This is a genomic window from Marinobacter xestospongiae, assembly GCF_023156385.1.
Classification (GTDB): Bacteria; Pseudomonadota; Gammaproteobacteria; order Pseudomonadales; family Oleiphilaceae; genus Marinobacter; species Marinobacter xestospongiae.
Map to the genome: position 1 here is coordinate 1 of NZ_JAKZAK010000006.1, position 18,122 is coordinate 18,122.

15 protein-coding genes are annotated in these 18,122 nt (G+C 60.3%); 13 read left to right on the forward strand and 2 right to left on the reverse strand.

What is annotated here, in order from left to right; all coding sequences use genetic code 11:
- Positions 1–1,200: ATP-binding protein (locus tag MLD24_RS05520; RefSeq protein ID WP_248165037.1), on the forward strand; the 1,200-nt coding region annotated here is incomplete at its 5' end.
- 25 nt (positions 1,201–1,225) lie between these two features.
- Here the strand turns inward: MLD24_RS05520 and MLD24_RS05525 are convergent.
- Entirely contained in the window at positions 1,226–2,278 is a 1,053-nt protein-coding gene (locus MLD24_RS05525; protein ID WP_248165040.1) for an ExeA family protein, read from the reverse strand.
- A gap of 22 nt (positions 2,279–2,300) precedes the next feature.
- Positions 2,301–3,173, reverse strand: coding sequence for an XrtA system polysaccharide deacetylase (locus MLD24_RS05530; protein WP_248165410.1), 873 nt, complete (start codon positions 3,171–3,173; stop codon positions 2,301–2,303).
- A 352-nt stretch (positions 3,174–3,525) separates the two neighbouring features.
- Between MLD24_RS05530 and MLD24_RS05535 the strand changes: the two genes are divergently transcribed.
- The 12 genes from MLD24_RS05535 (at position 3,526) to MLD24_RS05590 (ending at position 18,122) form a co-directional block, all read left to right on the forward strand.
- On the forward strand, positions 3,526–4,941 hold the full coding sequence (locus MLD24_RS05535) for a TIGR03013 family XrtA/PEP-CTERM system glycosyltransferase (RefSeq protein ID WP_248165043.1): 1,416 nt from the start codon (positions 3,526–3,528) through the stop codon (positions 4,939–4,941).
- A gap of 35 nt (positions 4,942–4,976) precedes the next feature.
- Complete coding sequence (locus MLD24_RS05540; RefSeq protein WP_248165046.1) at positions 4,977–5,615, forward strand: XrtA/PEP-CTERM system exopolysaccharide export protein; 639 nt, start codon at positions 4,977–4,979, stop codon at positions 5,613–5,615.
- Entirely contained in the window at positions 5,615–7,177 is a 1,563-nt protein-coding gene (locus tag MLD24_RS05545) for an XrtA system polysaccharide chain length determinant (protein ID WP_248165049.1), read from the forward strand. Before MLD24_RS05540 ends, MLD24_RS05545 begins: the two co-directional genes overlap by 1 nt.
- An 8-nt stretch (positions 7,178–7,185) precedes the next feature.
- Positions 7,186–8,058, forward strand: a complete 873-nt coding sequence (locus tag MLD24_RS05550) for a CpsD/CapB family tyrosine-protein kinase (protein ID WP_227171234.1) — start codon at positions 7,186–7,188, stop codon at positions 8,056–8,058.
- Between the two features lie 5 nt (positions 8,059–8,063).
- Positions 8,064–9,410, forward strand: a complete 1,347-nt coding sequence (locus MLD24_RS05555) for a hypothetical protein (protein ID WP_248165051.1) — start codon at positions 8,064–8,066, stop codon at positions 9,408–9,410.
- Positions 9,407–10,414 carry a polysaccharide deacetylase family protein gene (locus MLD24_RS05560; RefSeq protein ID WP_248165053.1) on the forward strand — a complete coding sequence of 336 codons (1,008 nt, stop codon included), beginning with the start codon at positions 9,407–9,409 and terminating at the stop codon, positions 10,412–10,414. Before MLD24_RS05555 ends, MLD24_RS05560 begins: the two co-directional genes overlap by 4 nt.
- Positions 10,411–12,237: a carbamoyltransferase family protein gene (locus MLD24_RS05565; protein WP_248165056.1), complete on the forward strand. Its 1,827-nt coding sequence runs from the start codon at positions 10,411–10,413 to the stop codon at positions 12,235–12,237. The genes MLD24_RS05560 and MLD24_RS05565 overlap by 4 nt, the downstream gene beginning before the upstream one ends.
- A 21-nt stretch (positions 12,238–12,258) precedes the next feature.
- On the forward strand, positions 12,259–13,386 hold the full coding sequence (locus MLD24_RS05570) for a GNAT family N-acetyltransferase (protein WP_248165059.1): 1,128 nt from the start codon (positions 12,259–12,261) through the stop codon (positions 13,384–13,386).
- A complete protein-coding gene (locus MLD24_RS05575; RefSeq protein ID WP_248165061.1) occupies positions 13,376–14,515 on the forward strand; it encodes a FemAB family XrtA/PEP-CTERM system-associated protein in 1,140 nt (379 codons plus the stop codon). Before MLD24_RS05570 ends, MLD24_RS05575 begins: the two co-directional genes overlap by 11 nt.
- Positions 14,516–14,598: 83 nt before the next feature.
- On the forward strand, positions 14,599–15,858 hold the full coding sequence (locus MLD24_RS05580; protein ID WP_248165063.1) for a glycosyltransferase family 2 protein: 1,260 nt from the start codon (positions 14,599–14,601) through the stop codon (positions 15,856–15,858).
- Positions 15,855–16,766, forward strand: coding sequence for a sulfotransferase family protein (locus tag MLD24_RS05585; RefSeq protein WP_248165065.1), 912 nt, complete (start codon positions 15,855–15,857; stop codon positions 16,764–16,766). Before MLD24_RS05580 ends, MLD24_RS05585 begins: the two co-directional genes overlap by 4 nt.
- 9 nt (positions 16,767–16,775) lie before the next feature.
- The gene (locus MLD24_RS05590) at positions 16,776–18,122 is read left to right on the forward strand and encodes an O-antigen ligase family protein (RefSeq protein ID WP_248165068.1); all 1,347 of its coding nucleotides are present in this window, start codon (positions 16,776–16,778) and stop codon (positions 18,120–18,122) included.

Genomic DNA, 18,122 nt, shown 5'->3' on the forward strand with positions numbered 1-18,122 from the left:
CGCCTGGGCCTGCTGCAGCCGAACAACGCCACCGTGCGCAGCCACGAGGAAGGCGTGCTGGCGGCCCGTGAAATCGGTTACCCGCTGGTGGTACGGCCGTCCTACGTGCTCGGTGGCCGGGCGATGGAAATCGTCTACAACGAGGAAGAGCTGGTGCGCTACATGCGCAACGCGGTGCTGGTGTCCAACGACAGCCCGGTGCTGCTGGATCACTTCCTCAACGCCGCCATCGAGGTGGACATCGACGCCATCTGCGACGGCAAGGACGTGGTCATCGGCGGCATCATGCAGCACATCGAACAGGCCGGGGTACACTCCGGTGACTCCGCCTGCTCGCTGCCGCCGTACACCCTGCCGCAGGACGTCCAGGACCAGATGCGCGACGCCGTCCGCAAGATGGCCATTGAGCTCGACGTGGTGGGTTTGATGAACGTTCAGCTGGCGTGGCAGGATGGCCAGATCTACGTCATCGAAGTGAACCCGCGGGCCTCGCGGACGGTACCGTTCGTGTCCAAGGCCATCGGCGTGTCCCTGGCGAAGGTGGCGGCCCGCTGCATGGCCGGTACGTCACTGGTTGAGCAGGGCTTTACCGAGGAAATCGTGCCGTCGTACTACGCGGTGAAGGAATCGGTGTTCCCGTTCAACAAGTTCCCGGCGGTGGATCCGATCCTGGGACCGGAGATGAAATCCACCGGTGAGGTAATGGGCCTGGGCGACAGCTTTGATGAGGCCTTTGCCAAGGCTGAGGCGGCGGCCGGGGAGCTGTTGCCGCAGGCCGGTACGGTGTTCGTTTCCGTCCGGGATCGTGACAAACCAGGCATCGTTGCGGTGGTCCGGGTATTCCTTAAATGCGGCTTTACCATCGTCGCAACCCGGGGAACGCTGGCCTATCTGCGCGCCCAGCAAGTACCCGACGACATGATTCGGCTGATCGGCAGCGATGAAACCGAGGTGCTGGCGGCCATTCGCAGCAGTGATATCCAGCTGATTGTGAACACCTGTGAGGGTCGGGAGGTTGCCGCCGCCACCGCCGCCCAGCGCATCCAGGCCCTGCGGTGCCGGATTCCCATCGTCACCACCCTGACCGGCGGGGAGGCCTTCTGCCGAGCCATCGCCTTTGGTGAGGAGCAATCGGTGCGTTGTCTGCAGCACTTGCACGCCACACTGGCTCCGGGCAACCAGACCCCGGATGGGTTCTGAGTTGCGGTGCTGTCCAGGCTTAGGGCTACTTGGTCTTGTTGCGATTGGGAGACAGCGGTTTGACGTTGTCTGCCGCCTCGGCCGCCCGACGTTTACGCTCCGCACTGCCCATGATGCGATCCAGCTTGCTGTCGATGCTTTCCAGGGCCTGGGCGATGCGGTTCAGTGCCTGGCTGGCGCCAGCGTCCAGTTGCTGCTCCGGTGACGCCTGCGGGTTGGCCTGTTGTGAAGAGGGTGGGGGCTGGCGTCTGGATTTGCGCCCGCCCGGGCCGAGATCATCCTCACCCAGCAGGTCCTTGCGAATGCTCTTGAGGTCGTGGGGATCAATGAAGGGGCGATCCTCGGAGTAGGCACACATCATCATGCCGTCGCACAACTTGTTGATCAGTCGGGGAATGCCCCGAGACAGCCGGTGAATTTCCTTGACCGTATCCTCATCAAACAAGCGGTTGCCACCATGGCCGGAGACCAGCAGACGATAGTCGATATACTCGGCGGTTTCCGCCGCTGTCAGTCCTTCCAGGTGAAAGAACAGTTTGACCCGTTGGGAAAGTTGCGGAATGGCTGTTACCTGATCCTTCAGCTCCGGCTGCCCCAGCAGGATCACCCGCATGGAGGGTCCGCCCATGCTCTCCATGCCGGTCAGCATGCGAATGTCTTCCAGGTTTTCTTCGGTCAGGTTCTGCGCTTCGTCGATGGTGAGGACCACCGGCGTACCTTTCTCCGCCATGGCCTGCAGGTACTCGGTGGCCTGGAACAGCATGGCTACCTTGCTATCGGATTCGACCGGAATTCCGGCCTTGCGAAGGATCAGGCTGAACAGGTCTTTCGATTCCAGGTTGGTGTAGGAAATATTGAGTAGCTTCAGGTTGCCATCGAGGTTGCGGATGGTCTTCTTCAACAGAGTGGTCTTGCCGGAGCCGATTTCCCCGCTGATGACCACGAACCCCTCCGAGCTCCAGATCGCTGACGACATATAGACATAGGCCCGCGAGTGTTGCTGGCTCATGAAGATGAAGTCGTCTTCCGGAGTGATACGAAAGGGGTGGCGGTGCAGGCCGAAGTGTTCCAGGTACATGCGAAAAATCCTGTCGGTGGCTTCAGGCCAGTCGAACCCGCTGGTCCGGACTGGCCTCTGGCTGCTGGCGTTGGTAATCAGTATAGCTGTCGCTCACCGTACCGAAGCGAAAGTCGGTGAGCAGGCGCTCCAGGCGCGACTCGCACTTGTCCAGGTTGGTGTAGTGGCGGAAACGGGAGAACCAGCTGGCGTTGTTGTAGCGGGGCTGGCCCGGGTCAATCTCCCAGGGGTGCAGGTAGAACATCTGGGGCTTACGGCCGTGGTCCGAAGCGCGATGGAACAGGAAGCGGAACAGCGGGTACGGGAACTGGCGGAAGTAGCCACCACCGGCGGCGGGAATGGTGACGCCAAACAGCTTTGCCGTGGTCAGCGGGAACTCCTGCAACTGATGCCCCGCCGGGGTTTCCAGGGTGTAAGGCGCGGTCGGTGAACCGGGAATCCCGTAGCGATCGTGATGAATGGGGAAAATGCTGGAATCCCAGGTAAACCCGAGCTCCGCCAGTATATCCAGGGCCCACAGGGACTGCCGGGTAATGGAGTAGCTGGCGGCTCGATAGCCCCGGACCGGTCGCTGCACCTGGTCCTCAAGCAGTGCCTTGGCACGCTGGGTTTCCTCCCGGAAGACCTCTGGTGTCTGGTTGTAGATCAGTTGATGGCTGTAACCATGGGAGGCGATCTCGTGTCCGCCCTGGGCCAGCTTGCGCACCAGCCCCGGGTAGCGCTCGGCGACCCAGCCAAGCACAAAAAACGTCGCCCTGACGTTATGGCGTTCAAACAGTGCCAGTAGCTGTTCGGTGTTGCGTTCAACCCGGGACGGCAAATCGCCCCACTGGTCAGGCCGGATCACCTGCGCCAGGGCCGCGACGTGAAAATAGTCTTCCACGTCTATACTCATGGCATGCAGCGGAGCGGGGGCTTGCCCGGGTGATTCCGTCACTGCGTCCTTGCCGGTGGTGTTGTCATCCTGCCAGGCCATGGCCTGTCCCTCCGAATCCAAAGCTGTCACCGAATTTTCACTCACTGGGGTTACAAAAACAATTCACAAAGACGAACTTAACCGCTACAAAAATGAAAACAATGTAAAAATATGTTACAAACAGATACAATTTGATTGAGCGTGCAGTGTCCAGCGATCAGAATGAATACAGAGTGTTCAGGGGATTCGGTGGGCCGGTCCATTTAGCGCCGGCTCAGGGGATTGCTTTGTCGATTGAATTTGTCGCTGATTGTCAAAACAGACGACAAGGATGTTCAGCGTGTCGTATATAAGATTCAGAAAACACTATCTCCACATCCCGTATCTGGTGCTTGCCGTGCTGGAATTCGGGCTGTTGTACGTCATTTTCTCCCTGCAGTCGCTGCTGTTCGGGCTGTTTGACATCGGCTATGCCTCGGTGTCTGTTGGCCCTCTGGCATCGCTGCTGTTTGCCTTCATTCTCAGCTGCGGCACGCTGGCCATGGGCGGCTACTTCGCCATGGTGCACGAGACCTTCTCCTCGCTGTTCTTCCGCACTCTGGTGGCCTACTGCTTTGTGGGTGGCATTGGCCTCACGCTGCTCTACGTGGTGTTTCCCGATGCCGATCCTGGCAGCACCAATCTGCTGTGGGTGGTGCTGATGGCGTCCGCAGCGGTCATCGCGCTGCGGCTGGTGTTCCTGCGCATTGTCGATTCCGAGCAACTGGTACGACGGGTGGTGATTTTCGGGTCTGGAGAGTATGCCGGTGCGCTGATGGATGAGTATCAGCAGAATCTCCGTTTCCTCGGTGTGCGGATTGTCGGCTGCATCCCGGACAGCCAGACCTCGATCGTGGATGAGGCGCATCTGCTGAATGTGCCCAACGATTTCTATCGCTACTGCCGTGAACACCGGATTTCCGAGATCGTGGTGGCGCAGCAGGAACGTCGGCGGACCGAGGGGGCCTGGTCGCTGTTGCAGGAAATGATGGAGTGCAAGCTGCGGGGTATTGCCGTGACCAGCGCCGTGGATTTCTACGAGCGGGAACTCAAGAAAGCGAAGCTGGATCTGGTGCACCCGTCGTGGATCGTGTTTTCCGAAGGCTTCAAGGGCTCCAGGAGCCGGGCATTCGCCAAGCGTTGCCTGGATCTGGCCGTCAGCCTCAGCCTGCTGGTGGTGATGCTGCCGTTTATTGTGCTGACCGCGCTGGCGGTGTTTCTGGAAACCGGGCGTCCGGTGCTCTACAGCCAGACCCGTGTCGGCCTGCTGGGCCAGGAATTTCGCATCTACAAGTTCCGCAGCATGCGCCAGGACGCCGAGAAAGACGGCAAGGCCCGCTGGGCGTCCGCCAATGACAGCCGGGTCACCCGGGTCGGGGCTTTTATACGCAACACCCGGCTCGACGAACTGCCGCAGATCTACAACGTCATCCGTGGCGAGATGAGCATCGTCGGGCCCAGGCCGGAACGTCCGGAGTTCGTGACCGAGCTGAAAACCAAGGTGCCATTTTATGACACCCGTCATTACGTCAAGCCCGGTTTGATGGGGTGGGCGCAGCTCAAATATCCCTATGGCGCTTCCATCGAGGACGCTAGAGGAAAACTGGAATATGACCTTTACTACTCTAAAAACCACAGCCTTTTAATGGATCTGCTGATCATGATCCAGACCGTCGAGGTGGTTCTGCTGGGCAAGGGCGTGCGCTAGCCGGGCAGGGCAGTAAAACCGACTTTGGGGGAACTATGAACAAAAGCAAAGCGTTGCGAGTGGGTATTCTGGGCATGTTGGCACTGTTGGTCAGTGCCTGCGGAGGCATGACGCCGTCATCGCAATCGCCCGTGCTTACCGAGGTGTCTGCCGACCCTTACCGCATTGGCGTGGGAGACATGGTGTCGATACACGTCTGGCGCAACCCGGAGCTGTCCCAGAGCATCGTGGTGCGGCCGGACGGCTTCATTTCCATGCCGCTGATGGGCGATGTAATGGCCGATGGCAAGCAGCCGGAGACGCTGGCGGAAGAGATCCGCGGCGCCTTGGCGGAGCTGATTCGCAGTCCGGAAGTGACGGTGATGGTGACCAACCCGGTCAGCAAGGAGTTTCGCAACCGGGTGCGGATCACCGGTCAGGTCATGTCGCCCCAGTCCATCGCCTTCCGGCCAGGCATGACGGTGCTTGATATTGTTCTGCAGGCCGGCGGCGTGACGGATTTTGCCGCCGAGGATCGGGCGGTACTGCACCGTGAGACTGGCGAAGGCTACAGCAGCTTTGGCGTGGATGTGGAAGCCATCCTCGACGATGGCGATATGACGTTCAACTATCCCCTGCAACCCGGGGATGTGATCAGCGTGCCACGTAAAGAGCTGTTCCGGGGCGAACTCTGATGGATGTCCAATTCATACTTGATCTGATCAAGTCGCTGCGCCGGGAGCTTTACGAGCACCGGGTAGCGGCGGCGGTGATCTTCATGGCGGTGACCTCGGGGGTACTGGCCTTCGGCTACCTGACGCCGAAAACCTACACCTCTGAAGCCCTGTTGTACGCTGATCAGTCCACCATCCTGGAGCCGTTGTTGCGGGGCCAGGCCGAAGTGACCGACCTCGACCGGATCAGCGAAGCGAGGGAGCTGATCCAGAGCCGCTCATTCCTTGAGCAGGTGGGCACTGACACCGGGCTGATAAGAGCAACCATGGACGATGGCAGCAGGAATGGCGCCATTCAGTCACTGCGTAACCGTCTCAATCTGAGGGTGTCAAACCGCAACTTTCTGGAGCTGACCTATCGCAGTGGAGATCCTGACCAGTCCTTCCGGGTCCTGAGCGCGGCTCTGAACCGGTTTATCGAGCGAACCGTGCGCAAAAAGCGCTCAGAAAGCCAGGGCGCCTTCGAGTTCATTGATTCCCAGGTGAAGCTGTACCAGCGTCAGCTGGAAGATGCCGAGCGGCGGCTCAAGGACTTCAAGTCCAACAACCAGGACGGTACCGAGGGCAGTGTCCAGTCCCGGATCGAAGGGCTGCGAGCATCCATTGAGAACCTGAAACTGGAGATTCAGCAGACAGAAGCCGAGATCCGGCTCACCACCTCCCAGCTGGAAACCGAGCAGCCGGTTCGCCGGGTCACGGTTGATCCGGGGCAGTCGTCGCTGGAACGTCGCCTGGCGGCTCTCCACCAGGAGCTGGATTCCCTGCGTTTGCGCTACCACGACAGCCATCCGGACGTGGTCAGTGTGCTGGGGCAGATCGAGGACCTCGAGCAGCAGGTTGCCTCCAGTGACGGTTCCGATCGTCGCGGGGCGGTTACCGAAGTCATGGAAAACCCGGTTTACGAAAGCCTGAAACTGCAATTGGCTGAGAGCCAGACCCAGCTTGAGGTCAAGCGCAACCGGTTGGCCTCGTTGCAGACACTGCTGGATGAAGCCTTTGCCCGTGCCGAACGGGTGGCGGTAAACCAGGCGGAGCTGTCGGAGCTGACCCGGGACTACGATGTAACCCGCAACGTCTACGAAGACATGCTCCAGCGCCGGGAAAAGGCCCGACTGTCGATGACGCTCGATGTCCAGGGCGAGGGTGTGAGTTACCAGATTCAGGAACCTGCCACCTATCCGACCCAGTGGGACGGGCTTCAGCTTTACCAGGTGGGTATTGCCGGTCCGTTCCTAGGCAGCGCCGTGGTATTGGGGGTGCTAACCATGCTGGTGATGTTTGACCAGCGCCTGCGCTCGGTCCGGGCGTTGCACATGGCGTTGCCCGAGAGCATCCCGGTGCTGGGGTCCATTCCGCACTATTCCAGCACCTGGAAGGAGCGACTGCTGCGCAAGGACGTACTGGTGCTGTTGGCTATCTTGGGGCTGTTCCTGTTCGTCTACCTGAATATTCTGGTGTTCAGCGTCATGGGCATTCAGGTTGAGCAGATAATCGCCAAGCTCACTGGTCTGGTAGGGGAGTAGCCCGGCAGATGGACGAAAGCAAACTCTACAATGCGCTCCTGAGGAGCCAGCAGGAACGTCGCAAACGCGGCTCAGACTCGGGCGAGGCGAGGGCCGAGGACAACTTCCGCAAGGAGCGTCCTTTTGCCGGAGCGACGACCGCACAGCCCAACTGGGTGCGGATAGAGACCGATGAGGAAAGCAAGCCGACGGTCTACGATTCCGCCGTTTCCCTGGGCATGATCGGCAATCCGCGCCCGTGGAACCGTGAACAAATGCGGATGCGCAAGATCATCTACCCGGGGATGGCCAACAAGGCGATTCTCGATGCCTATCGGGAGATTCGCATCCAGCTGCGGAACCGGGCCGGAGAGAACAATTTCTCGGTGCTGTTTTCCAGTCTTGGCAATGGCGAAGGCTCGATCCTGACCGCCTTTAACCTGGCGGTCTCCTTTGCTCTTGATGCCCATACATCGGCGCTGTTGGTGGACTGCGACCCCTACAGCAGCGCACTGCCGGAGTTGGTGTCGACCCCCATGGAGTATGGTCTGACGGATTTCGTCGCTGACTCCTCGCTGGCAATCAAGGACATCATCTACCCCAGCGGCATTGAGCGGCTGTCGGCGATTTCTGCGGGCACCCAGGCGTCCTCGGCGGTGGAGCTGTTCTCCTCGGTGCGGATGAAGCAACTGATGGGCGAACTCAAGCAGCGGTACCCCGATCGCTGCATCATCATCAACGCGCCCCCGTTCAGGCTCAGTACCGAAGCCCGCATTCTGGTTCGTTACGCGGATCAGGTCGTTTTCGGTGTGCCGTTTGGCAAGGTTACTGGCGACGAGCTGATGGATTCGATGGATGCCCTGGGCTCTGACAAATTCTCCGGCCTGATTTTCCAGGAGTAGGCGGTATGGCGGGTGACGTATTGTGGGCGAGTGTTGGTAGGCCTCTGGTGTTGCTTGTGGCGGCTTCGGCGGTCTCAACCGCGAATGCCGACTGGCTGGGTGAACGGCTGAACGGCTATACCGTATCCGCCTCCGGCTTCACCGCCGTCAGCCACACCGTGACGGACCGCAGTGCCGGCAAACAGTACGACACCACACCCAGTATTGGCGTTGCCGGCGGGCTGGGGGCCGATCTTGCCTGGGGTGCCAATTCCCTGTCCGCCCGCTACAGCGCGAACCTGGAAAGCAAACGCATCGACCGCAAGGACAGCAGCAGCGACACCAGCTACATCAACGGTGCCTCCCGGTACGCCTATTACCGGCCCGCAGGGCGATTCGACTTTGATCTGGGGCACTCGGTGCGGTCAGTGCGCAACGACACCGGTTTCCTTATCGATCCGGCCAACTACGATACCCGCAATACCCTGTCGACCGGCGCCGGTCTGCGGTTTTTTCCCGGCGACCTGTCGACCCTGCGCTTTTTTGGCCGGGCCGGGCGCAGTTTCGAAGAGGGTGAGCGCGAGGATACCGACTCCTACAGCTCCGGTGGCGAGTTCAGCCGGCGCCTGTCCGAGGATTCATCCCTGAGTCTCAGTGGCCAGAGGAGCTGGTCAGAGGAAGAGGGCTCGGATGTCACCATCGACAGCGCCAGCCTGGGCTATCGCAACAACCTGGAACACGGTCGTTTAGAATTTGGCGTCGGCGTCAGCCAGGCCGACGTCGAATACACCTCTGGCGGCGATACGGACAGCGACGCCGTAACCGGTTATCTGCGTCGGAGCTGGGTCTCCGAGGAGAGCACCACCGGCGTCAGCTATAACCGCAGTATGTCCAGCACCGCGCTGGACCTGGTGCTGGATCTCGGACTGCCGAGCGAGTTCGATCCCTTCACCGTCCGGGTTACCGAGCTCAACGTTCAGGACCAGCTGGAGATCTTTCACTCGTCGTCAGCGTTTTGCGGTGGCTGCTCGTTTGGCGTGGTGGCCGGCGGCACCCGCCAGGAATCCCAGACCACCGACCTCCGCACTTACCAGTACCGCGCCGGCGTTCGTTTCGGGTTTCCCGTGGCCCACCTTCAGGATGTCAATCTGAGCTACAACTGGAGAGGGGATGCCGGTGACGACAGCGGAGACATCGAAGACCAGATTCATCGCCTGAGCGTGAACTGGCGCCGCTATGTCGGCGAAGCGACCACCGTTGGCGTACGCGTGACCCAGTCTTACCTGCGCCGGGATGCCAGCGCGGACCCGGACCAGGAACGGCTGTACGTCCGGCTTTCAATCACCCATGAACTCAATGCGACCTCACGATGACCAGGGACTGTTTTCAGAATCGCACTGCGGCAACACTGCCTGCCGATCTGCCACCGCAATTGCTGGTGGTGATCGATACCGAAGAAGAATTTGACTGGAACGCCGAACCCGACTCCGCGGCGGATTCGGTCGACTCCATGGCCCATGTGGGACGTGTGCAGGACATTTTCAACGACTACGGCATCTGCCCCTGCTATGTGGTGGATTACCCGGTTGCCAGCAAGCCCGAAGGCTACCGGTTGCTGAAACAGTTCGCCGACGCGGGTCAGTGCGAGATTGGCGCCCATCTTCATCCCTGGGTGACGCCGCCGGTGTCGGAAACCCTGAGCCGATCCAATATGTACCCGGGCAATCTGCCGGCCGCACTGGAGAAGGCTAAACTGCAGAGTCTGCGGGACACCATTGCTGACAATTTCGGCACCGCACCTGTCGCCTACAAAGCCGGCCGCTATGGGTTTGGACCCAATACCCCGGCGATCCTCCGGGAGCTTGGTTTTACCATTGATCTGTCGGTCTGCCCGCCGTTGGATTCCCGCGCGGACGGTGGACCTGACTACCGTTACTTCAACGCCGAACCGTTCTTTTTCGGTGCTGATGATCCGTCGATCCTGGAGCTGCCGTGTACCGGCGAATTCGTTGGCTGGGCCAATGGCTGGTCGGTGCCGCTGTTTGAAATGGCGAATCGGCTGAAGCGCTTCAAGGTGCCGGGCATCCTGTCCCGCCTCGGCGCGGTGGATCGGCTGATGCTTTCGCCCGAGGGCTTCTCCCCGGAAGAGCACATCAAGTTGACCCGGTTCCTGTTGAAGCGGGGCGTGCGTACGTTTACCTGGAGCTTCCACAGCCCAAGTGTCGTGCCTGGTAACACCACATACGTCAAGGATGATCAACAGCTGCGGGAATTTCTCGACAGCTTCCGGCGTTTTTTCGATTTTTTCTTTAATGACCTGGGAGGGCAGGCGTCATCACCCTCCCGGCTTCGCAAGACGATGGAGAGAATGGCATGAAGGTGCTTGGGATTTCCCCCCTGGACAAGGATTCCACGGTGTCGGTGGTCGAGGATGGCAACGTCCTGTTCGCAGCTGGTGAGGAGCGGTTTTCCAGGACCAAACAGCAGTCCGGTTTTCCCAGGCTCGCATTGCAGAAGGCCCTCGAGTACACCGGCCTGTCGATGGAAGATTTCGATATGGTCTGCTACCCGTTCCTGACCTGGGAGAACGAGCAGAAGCTGTACACCCGGAACCTGGAGGAGGAACGTCAGTTTATCCGCAGTTTTCAGCCCGGCGACCTCAGCCGCCAGGTTAAGGAGGCGATGACCAGGGTGCCGGACCGCAACGAGCCGATCCATGGGCTTGAGCACCCGAACGCGACCATGGAGAAGGGGTTTCTGCACAGCTCCTATTACAGCATGGCCGGGGTTCAGAAACTGGCATCGAACAACGCCGCCCTCAAGGGCAGCCGCCAGTGGGGCGAGCTGGCCACGGAGTCCTTCCAGCACTGGCAACAGGACCTGGAGCAGGGGCTTCGGGACGTAGGCTGGGAGCAGCCCGTCAAGCGTATGGATCACCACCTGTCCCACGCCGCCAACAGCTTCTACTGCAGCGGGTTCGATGAGGCGCTGTGCGTGACCCTCGACGGCTACGGCACTGGCCTGGCGGGCTCAGTCAGCGAGGCTCGCGATGGCCGTATACATCGGCTTCATGGCCTGCCGTTTCCGAACTCGCTGGGCACCATGTACGAGCATGTGACTTCGTCCCTGGGGTTCAAGCCCAGCCGGCACGAAGGCAAGATTGTGGGGCTGGCCTCCTACGGCGATCCTTCGATTCTGGCGGACGTGCTGCTCAGTCGCATTGACCAGACGCCGGGGGATTTCCGGATCTATGAGTCCAACAACGTCTATTTCTCCCGTTACCTGGCATCCAAGTTTCCCAAGATCGATGTGGCTGCGGCCTACCAGTATGTGTTGGAGAAAGTGGCCACCGATTACATCCGTTACTGGGTCGAAAAAACCGGTATGGACACGGTGGTGCTCTCCGGCGGTGTCACCGCCAACGTCAAGCTGAACCAGCGCATCTTCGAGATCGAAGGCGTGCGCCGTATCTTTGTCTACCCCAACATGGGCGACGGTGGCTGCGGCACCGGCGCGGCGCTCTATCACAGCTGGCCGGGGGGCGCCAAACCGTCCATCGCGAACGCCTACTTCGGACCGGACTATGGGGAATCGGAAATGGCTGCGGCACTGGCGGCCGAGGATCTGGATTACCAGCGACCAGACAATCTGGCCGCGGAGGTTGCCGCGTTGATTCATGATGGCAAGGTCGTGGCGCGTTTTGATGGTCGCATGGAGTATGGACCCAGGGCGCTGGGCAACCGGTCGATTCTGTATCACGCCCGTGAGCCGGAGGTGAACCAGTGGCTCAACCAGCGCCTGGGACGCACCGAATTCATGCCGTTTGCGCCGGTGACCCTGTGGGAGGAACGTGAGCGTTGCTATCACAACATTGAGGGTGCCGAACACGCCGCCGAGTTTATGACCATTACCTTCGACTGCACCGAGTTCATGAAGCAGAACTGTCCGGCGGCCGTCCATGTCGATGGTACGGCACGGCCCCAGTTGGTGCGGCGGGAGGTCAATCCCGGCTACTACGACATCCTCAAGGAGTATCAGAAGCTCAGCGGCATCCCCAGTCTGATCAACACCAGCTTCAATATGCATGAGGAGCCCATCGTGAACAGTCCCCATGACGCGGTACGGGCTTTCCTGCAGGGCACGCTGGATTACCTGGCGATAGGGCCTTTCCTGGTCAAGCATCCCAACCCAACCCATTGACGGACTTCGGGACGGTCATTGATGACTGAGGCAACACTCACCGTCAGCCGGGCGCCGGCGACAGATCTGACCGCGCTGGCGGAGCAATGGCTGGAACTGGAAGCCAGGGCGACGCCGACGGTGTTCCTGTCGTGGCAATGGATGGGGCATTGGCTGAAGGTATACGCGCCCAAGGCCTGGGTGCTCCGGGTGGCGGACGGTGACCGGCTGATCGGGCTGGGACTGATTGTGGAGACCGACGAGCGGCGACACCGTTTTCTGCGCTCCCGCTGTCTGCGGTTACATCAGACCGGGCACCGGGTTCTGGACCAGATCTGGATTGAATACAACGGCTTCCTGGCGGAGAACGGCCGTGAGGACGAGGTCGCCGAGGCCTGTCTGAACTACCTGTGCCGGGAAATGCCGGAATGGGATGAGTTCATCGTGGGGGCGATCGATGCCGGGGATGCGGACCGCTACACCGCCATCACCGGCCTGCAGCGACAGCTGCGCTGGGAGGCTCCCTGCTACGGCGTTGATCTGGATGAGCTGCGGACCACCGGCGAGCCCTATCTCGATAGCCTGTCACGCAATACCCGCTACCAGATCAACCGGGCACACCGGCTTTACCGGCAACGCGGGCGGGTGACCCTGGTGCGCCCCGACTCACTGGAAGAGGCCCTGGAGGTGTTCGATCGAATCGGTCCCAAACACCTGGCCCGATGGGGTGATGGGCCTGACCAGAGCGGTTTCGCCAACCCGGACTTTGTCCGCTTCCACCGGGAGATGATCCGCAGTCAGTGGCCCCGGGGCGGGATTGATCTGATCACGCTGATGGCTGGAGATGATGAAATCGCTTTCTTCTACAACCTGCTGCACAAGCAGGTCGTGTACTTCTATCTGGGTGGAATGAAGCTGGAGGAAGACAACCGGCTCAAACCCGGCCTGCTGGGTCACAGTCTGTGCATTGAGGATTATCGCCACCATGGCTTCCACTACTACGATTTCATGGGTGGGGATGAGCGCTACAAGGCCAACATGGGCCGGTTGCATCGTCACCTGGTGCAGGTATCCCTGCAGCGAGAGCGTTTCAAACTGAAGCTGGAGGATGTGGCGCGTCGCGCCCGCAACCGTTGGCTGGGGGAGGGCAGCATTCACTATGAGCGTTGATCTTGCCCCCCAGGCTCTGGATGGCTCCTCCTCCGCGACCGCTGAGCTTGATGTGGTCGTGGTGGCGTTGGCGGATCTGGACGTTGCTGCCTACGACCGCTATGTCCATCAACACCCGGACGTCACGCCTTACCATGCCAGTGCCTGGCTGTTTGCGGTTGAACGGGCCTACGGCCATCCCGGCAAGGTGGTGCTGGCGATGGCGGATGGACAGTTACGGGGGGTATTGCCGCTGGTCTGGGTCCAGCGCCCGTTGATGGCTCCGGTGCTGTCCTCGCTGCCGTTCTGCGATCTGGCTGGCCCCCTGGCCGATTCGCCGGACCTTTCGCTGAAATTGATCGCTGCCGCCCGTGATCTGGCGAGGCAACAGCGGGCTGGTCGCCTGGAGGTTCGCCGGTCCCAGCCCTCAGTGGTGTCCTCACCGGGGGCTGGCGGCTGCTTTCCGGCGGGAACCAAGGTCCGCATGCTGGCGCCTCTGCCGGCATCCAGCGAGGCGCTGTTTGCCGGTTTCAAATCCAAACTGCGCAGTCAGATACGCAAGGCCGAGAAAAACGGTCTGGCGGTCTCGGTCTGTGACCAGGACAGCGCGATCGACGAGTTTTACCCGGTGTTTGCCCGCAACATGCTTCGGTTGGGGTCTCCGGTGCACAGCAAAGGCTGGTTTCAGAGTCTGAAAACCGCCTACGGCCGTCAGTTGCGGGTTGGTCTGGTGACCCTGAATGAGATGCCGGTCGGTGCCGGCATTGTGTTGTTGCTGGGTGACAGGGCCTGCATTCCATGGGCATCGACTCTGGCGGAATACAACCGTTTGGCGCCCAACATGTTGCTGTACTGGGCCCTGTTGGCTCATGTGTGTGATGCCGGTTGCCGTCAGTTTGATTTTGGTCGTTCCACGGTGGATGAAGGCACCTACCGTTTCAAACGCCAGTGGGGTGCTGAGCCCCATCCGTTGCTGTGGCAGGAGTGGTATCCCGACGATCGGGATTCGTCCTGTCAACACACGGAAACCCCCGACTCGCCGGGCCTGTCGGCGCGATTACGGCCGCTGGTTGAGCGGGTGTGGCAACGACTGCCATTGCCCCTGGCCAATTGGATTGGTCCACGAGTCCGGAAGTACATCACGTTATGACGTTCAGCACTCTGATCAGTCCGGCACGCTATCAAGATGCAGCATTCTCATGAACAAGAATACATTATGAAAAACAAATCCCTATGACGATTTTGCTTGTTACTCTCACGCTCTGCTGTCTGGCACTGCCAGGCTATGTCTACGCCGGCTATCCGATTCTGCTGTGGCTGCTGTGCCGGGGACGACCGGCCGTGACCCATCGGCAAGGGCCGCTGACACCGCGGGTGGCGCTGGTGATTTCCTGCTACAACGAGATCGGCGTGATCCGGCAGAAGCTCGACAACGCGCTGGCCCTCGACTATCCCGGCGACCGGCTCACCATCTGGGTGGTGTCCGACGGCTCTGACGACGGTACCGATGAGGTCGTGCATGAATACGCGGATCGGGGCGTGCGACTGGTGCGACAGGAAGGCCGGCTGGGCAAGACCATGGGGCTAAATCTGGTGCTTGAGGAAATCCGGGACGACGTCGTGGTTTTCAGTGACGCCAATGCGATGTACGCCACCGATGCCATTCGGATTCTGGTGAGAAACTTCCAGGACCCGGAGGTTGGTTATGTGGTGGGCGCGGCGCTGTATACCGATGGAGCATCCGGTGCCAGCGCCCGAAACGAAGGGCTGTACTGGCGCTACGAGCTTGCCATCAAGACCATGGAATCCCGTCTGAGTTCGGTGGTGGGCGGGGATGGCGCGATATACGCCATCCGCCGGCGGTTGTGGCAACCGCTGCAGCAGCGGGACATCAACGACTTCGTCAATCCACTGCAGATCATCGCTCAGGGCTACCGTGGCGTGTTTGACCCACTGGCCCGTTGCTATGAAGAGACCGCTGGCGAGTTCAGCAAGGAAATCAGTCGCAAGGAGCGGATCGTCAATCGCAGTATTCGCGGTTTGATGAGAGTCCGTGAGGTGATGAACCCTTTCCGCAGTGGCCTGTTTGCCTGGCAGGTGGTTTCCCACAAGCTCCTGCGCTGGTTGGTGCCGCTGTTCCTTGCCATTGGCGTGCTGGGCAGTGCGATTCTGGCGAGCCAGGGGCTCTGGCTGTTCCAGTTGATCACCGCCGGCGCTCTTATGGTGGTGCTGGCGGCCGGTGGTGGGCACCTGCTCCGTCACAACCAGGCCATGCCGATGCTGTTTTCTGCGCCATACTATTTTGTGATGGTCAACCTTTACGCCCTGAAGGGAATTTGGCGGGCCCTGCAGGGGCAGACCCAGGTCACCTGGACCAGTGCCCGGGCCAGTGAAGGTGGTGGTGCGGTGTCGGTATGGGGAAGCGGCGTTGCCCTGTGGCTGGTAACTCTTGCTGTCCTGGTGGGCAGCCTGGGCTGGGGAGTCTGGAAATGAACGAAGCCAATACGCAGGACAGGGAGGTCAACATGCATTCACCGGTGTTTCTGATTGGCACCCAGCGTTCCGGCACCACCCTGCTATGCCGGATGCTGACGGCACACCCCCTGGTGTTCATCAAGAATGAGTTACCGGTTCGCTCGGTGTTCACCCCTGGCGCAACCCGCGATCAGATTCGCGATGGCATCGACGGCTTTGTAAAACAGCAGTACGGCAAGAGCATCGATGAGTTGCTGGCCAGTGAAGGCAAACGCATCTGGGGACTGAAAGACCCGGAGCTCACGGCCTACCTGGAACCGCTGAAACAGTTTCTGCCGGAAGCGCGCTTCATCATCATCACCCGGGACCCCCGGGCGGTGGTCAATTCCTATATCGAGAACAAATGGGGCCTGGGCACCAACGCCTACACCGGTGCCCTGCGTTGGCGGGACGAAGTGGCAAGCCAGCTGGCGTTTGAAGCAGAGCTGGGTGACAGGGTTCTGCGTCTGCGGTACGAGGACCTGGTGATGGATCAGCAGAACTGCCTGCACCGGGTGTGCGATTTCCTCGGCATCGATTTCGACGACGCCATGCTCAACTACGCGGAACAGAAAGCATTTGTGATTCCCAGCCGGGAGAATCGCCACACCTTTCGCGCGCCGGACCCGGAGATGACCCGCAAGTGGCGCAAGAAGCTGTCAGCTCACCAGATTCGCGTCATTGATTCGCTGACGGCGGAGATCATGGCACAGACCGGCTATCAGCCGGACTCAGAACAGTACCAGGTGCCCTGGGTGTCCCAGCTCTATTACCGCGCCCATCAGGCGGTGGTCGGTGAGATGCAGATCCAGTATCGCTGGCGTATCAAGCGCTGGCAGCGGGAACTGCGGGAACGCCTGCTGCCGTCAGGGCCGTCGTCCGGGTAAGCCAGTCTTATGTCGAAGTTCGCGCTGTTATTCATAGTCGTGGTGATGGGGGGCGTTGCTGCAACGTTCCTGGTCAGCGGGGCGGCATCGTTCATCCTTTATCAGCTCATTTATTTCCTCAATCCGGGGGCCCGCTGGTGGAGTGTCGAGATACCGCAGCTGAGCTATTCCTTCATCGCCGCGGTGTTGATGCTGTTCTCCCTGGGCATCCGTTACCGCCAGTACACCGAGGTCAGTCCCTGGCGTCGGCAGCCGGCTTTCAAGTGGATGCTGGCACTGCTGGTGATGTATTTCCTCGCCAATCTCTACGCCCTCAATCCGGCAGCGCATCACCGCTTCACCATCGATCTGGCAAAACTCGTGGTGATTGTCCTGGTGGCGTACAAGTTGCTGAACTCCGAGCGCACTCTGAACGCCGCGCTGTGGGGCTATCTGATCGGGGCCACCTATATCGGTTACCTGGCCACCATTACCGGCCGAAACTCTGGCGATCGGGTAGAAGGGATTGGGCTTGTTGACTCCCCGGATGCCAACGGTGTTGCTGCAGCCCTGGTGCCCGCCGGGGCCTTGCTGATGTACTACGCCTGGATGGGCAACTGGAAAGTGCGGATGCTGTGCGTGTTCTGCGGCGCGCTGATCGCCAACGGTCTGGTACTGATCAACAGCCGGGGTGCGTTTCTTGGGGTGGTCGCCGGCTCCGGGCTGTATCTGCTGTACATGATTTTCTCCCGGTACCGGGGCAAGGGCCAGCGGGCGATGGCGATTGTGATTGCCATTGCCGGTCTGTCGGGCGCCCTTTATGTCACCGATGCCCAGTTCTGGGAGCGCATGAGTACGCTGCAGGATCTGGAATCCCGGGAGAGCGGTTCCGGACGAGTCACGTTCTGGCTGACTACCTTCGACATGCTGGAGGATCACCCCATGGGAATGGGGGTGCAGGGGTATAACCAGTTGGCTTCGGTGTACATGGATGATGCAACCCGCGGTGGTGTGGAGAACCGCAGTGTGCATTCCATGTGGTTCCAGGGGCTGTCAGAGGTTGGGCCGGTCGGTTTTGCGTTCTTCCTGATTATGCTGGTGACGCTGTATCGGTCAACGAAGCGGGCGCGACGATGGGTGATCGCGAACGGTGACAACCGGGTGTACTTCAAGATGCTGGCCATAGAGTGTGGCCTGATCAGTTATCTCGCGGCTGCCACGTTCATCAATCAGTTCCGCGCCGAAATACTCTACTGGATGGTGATGCTGGTGGCGGTGGCCGTCAACGTCTTCTATCTGCAGAAGGTCACAGAAGAGAACGTCACCCCGGTTCGGGGCCGGCGACGGAATCAATCCATGGTCAGGGAAGCAGGCTAG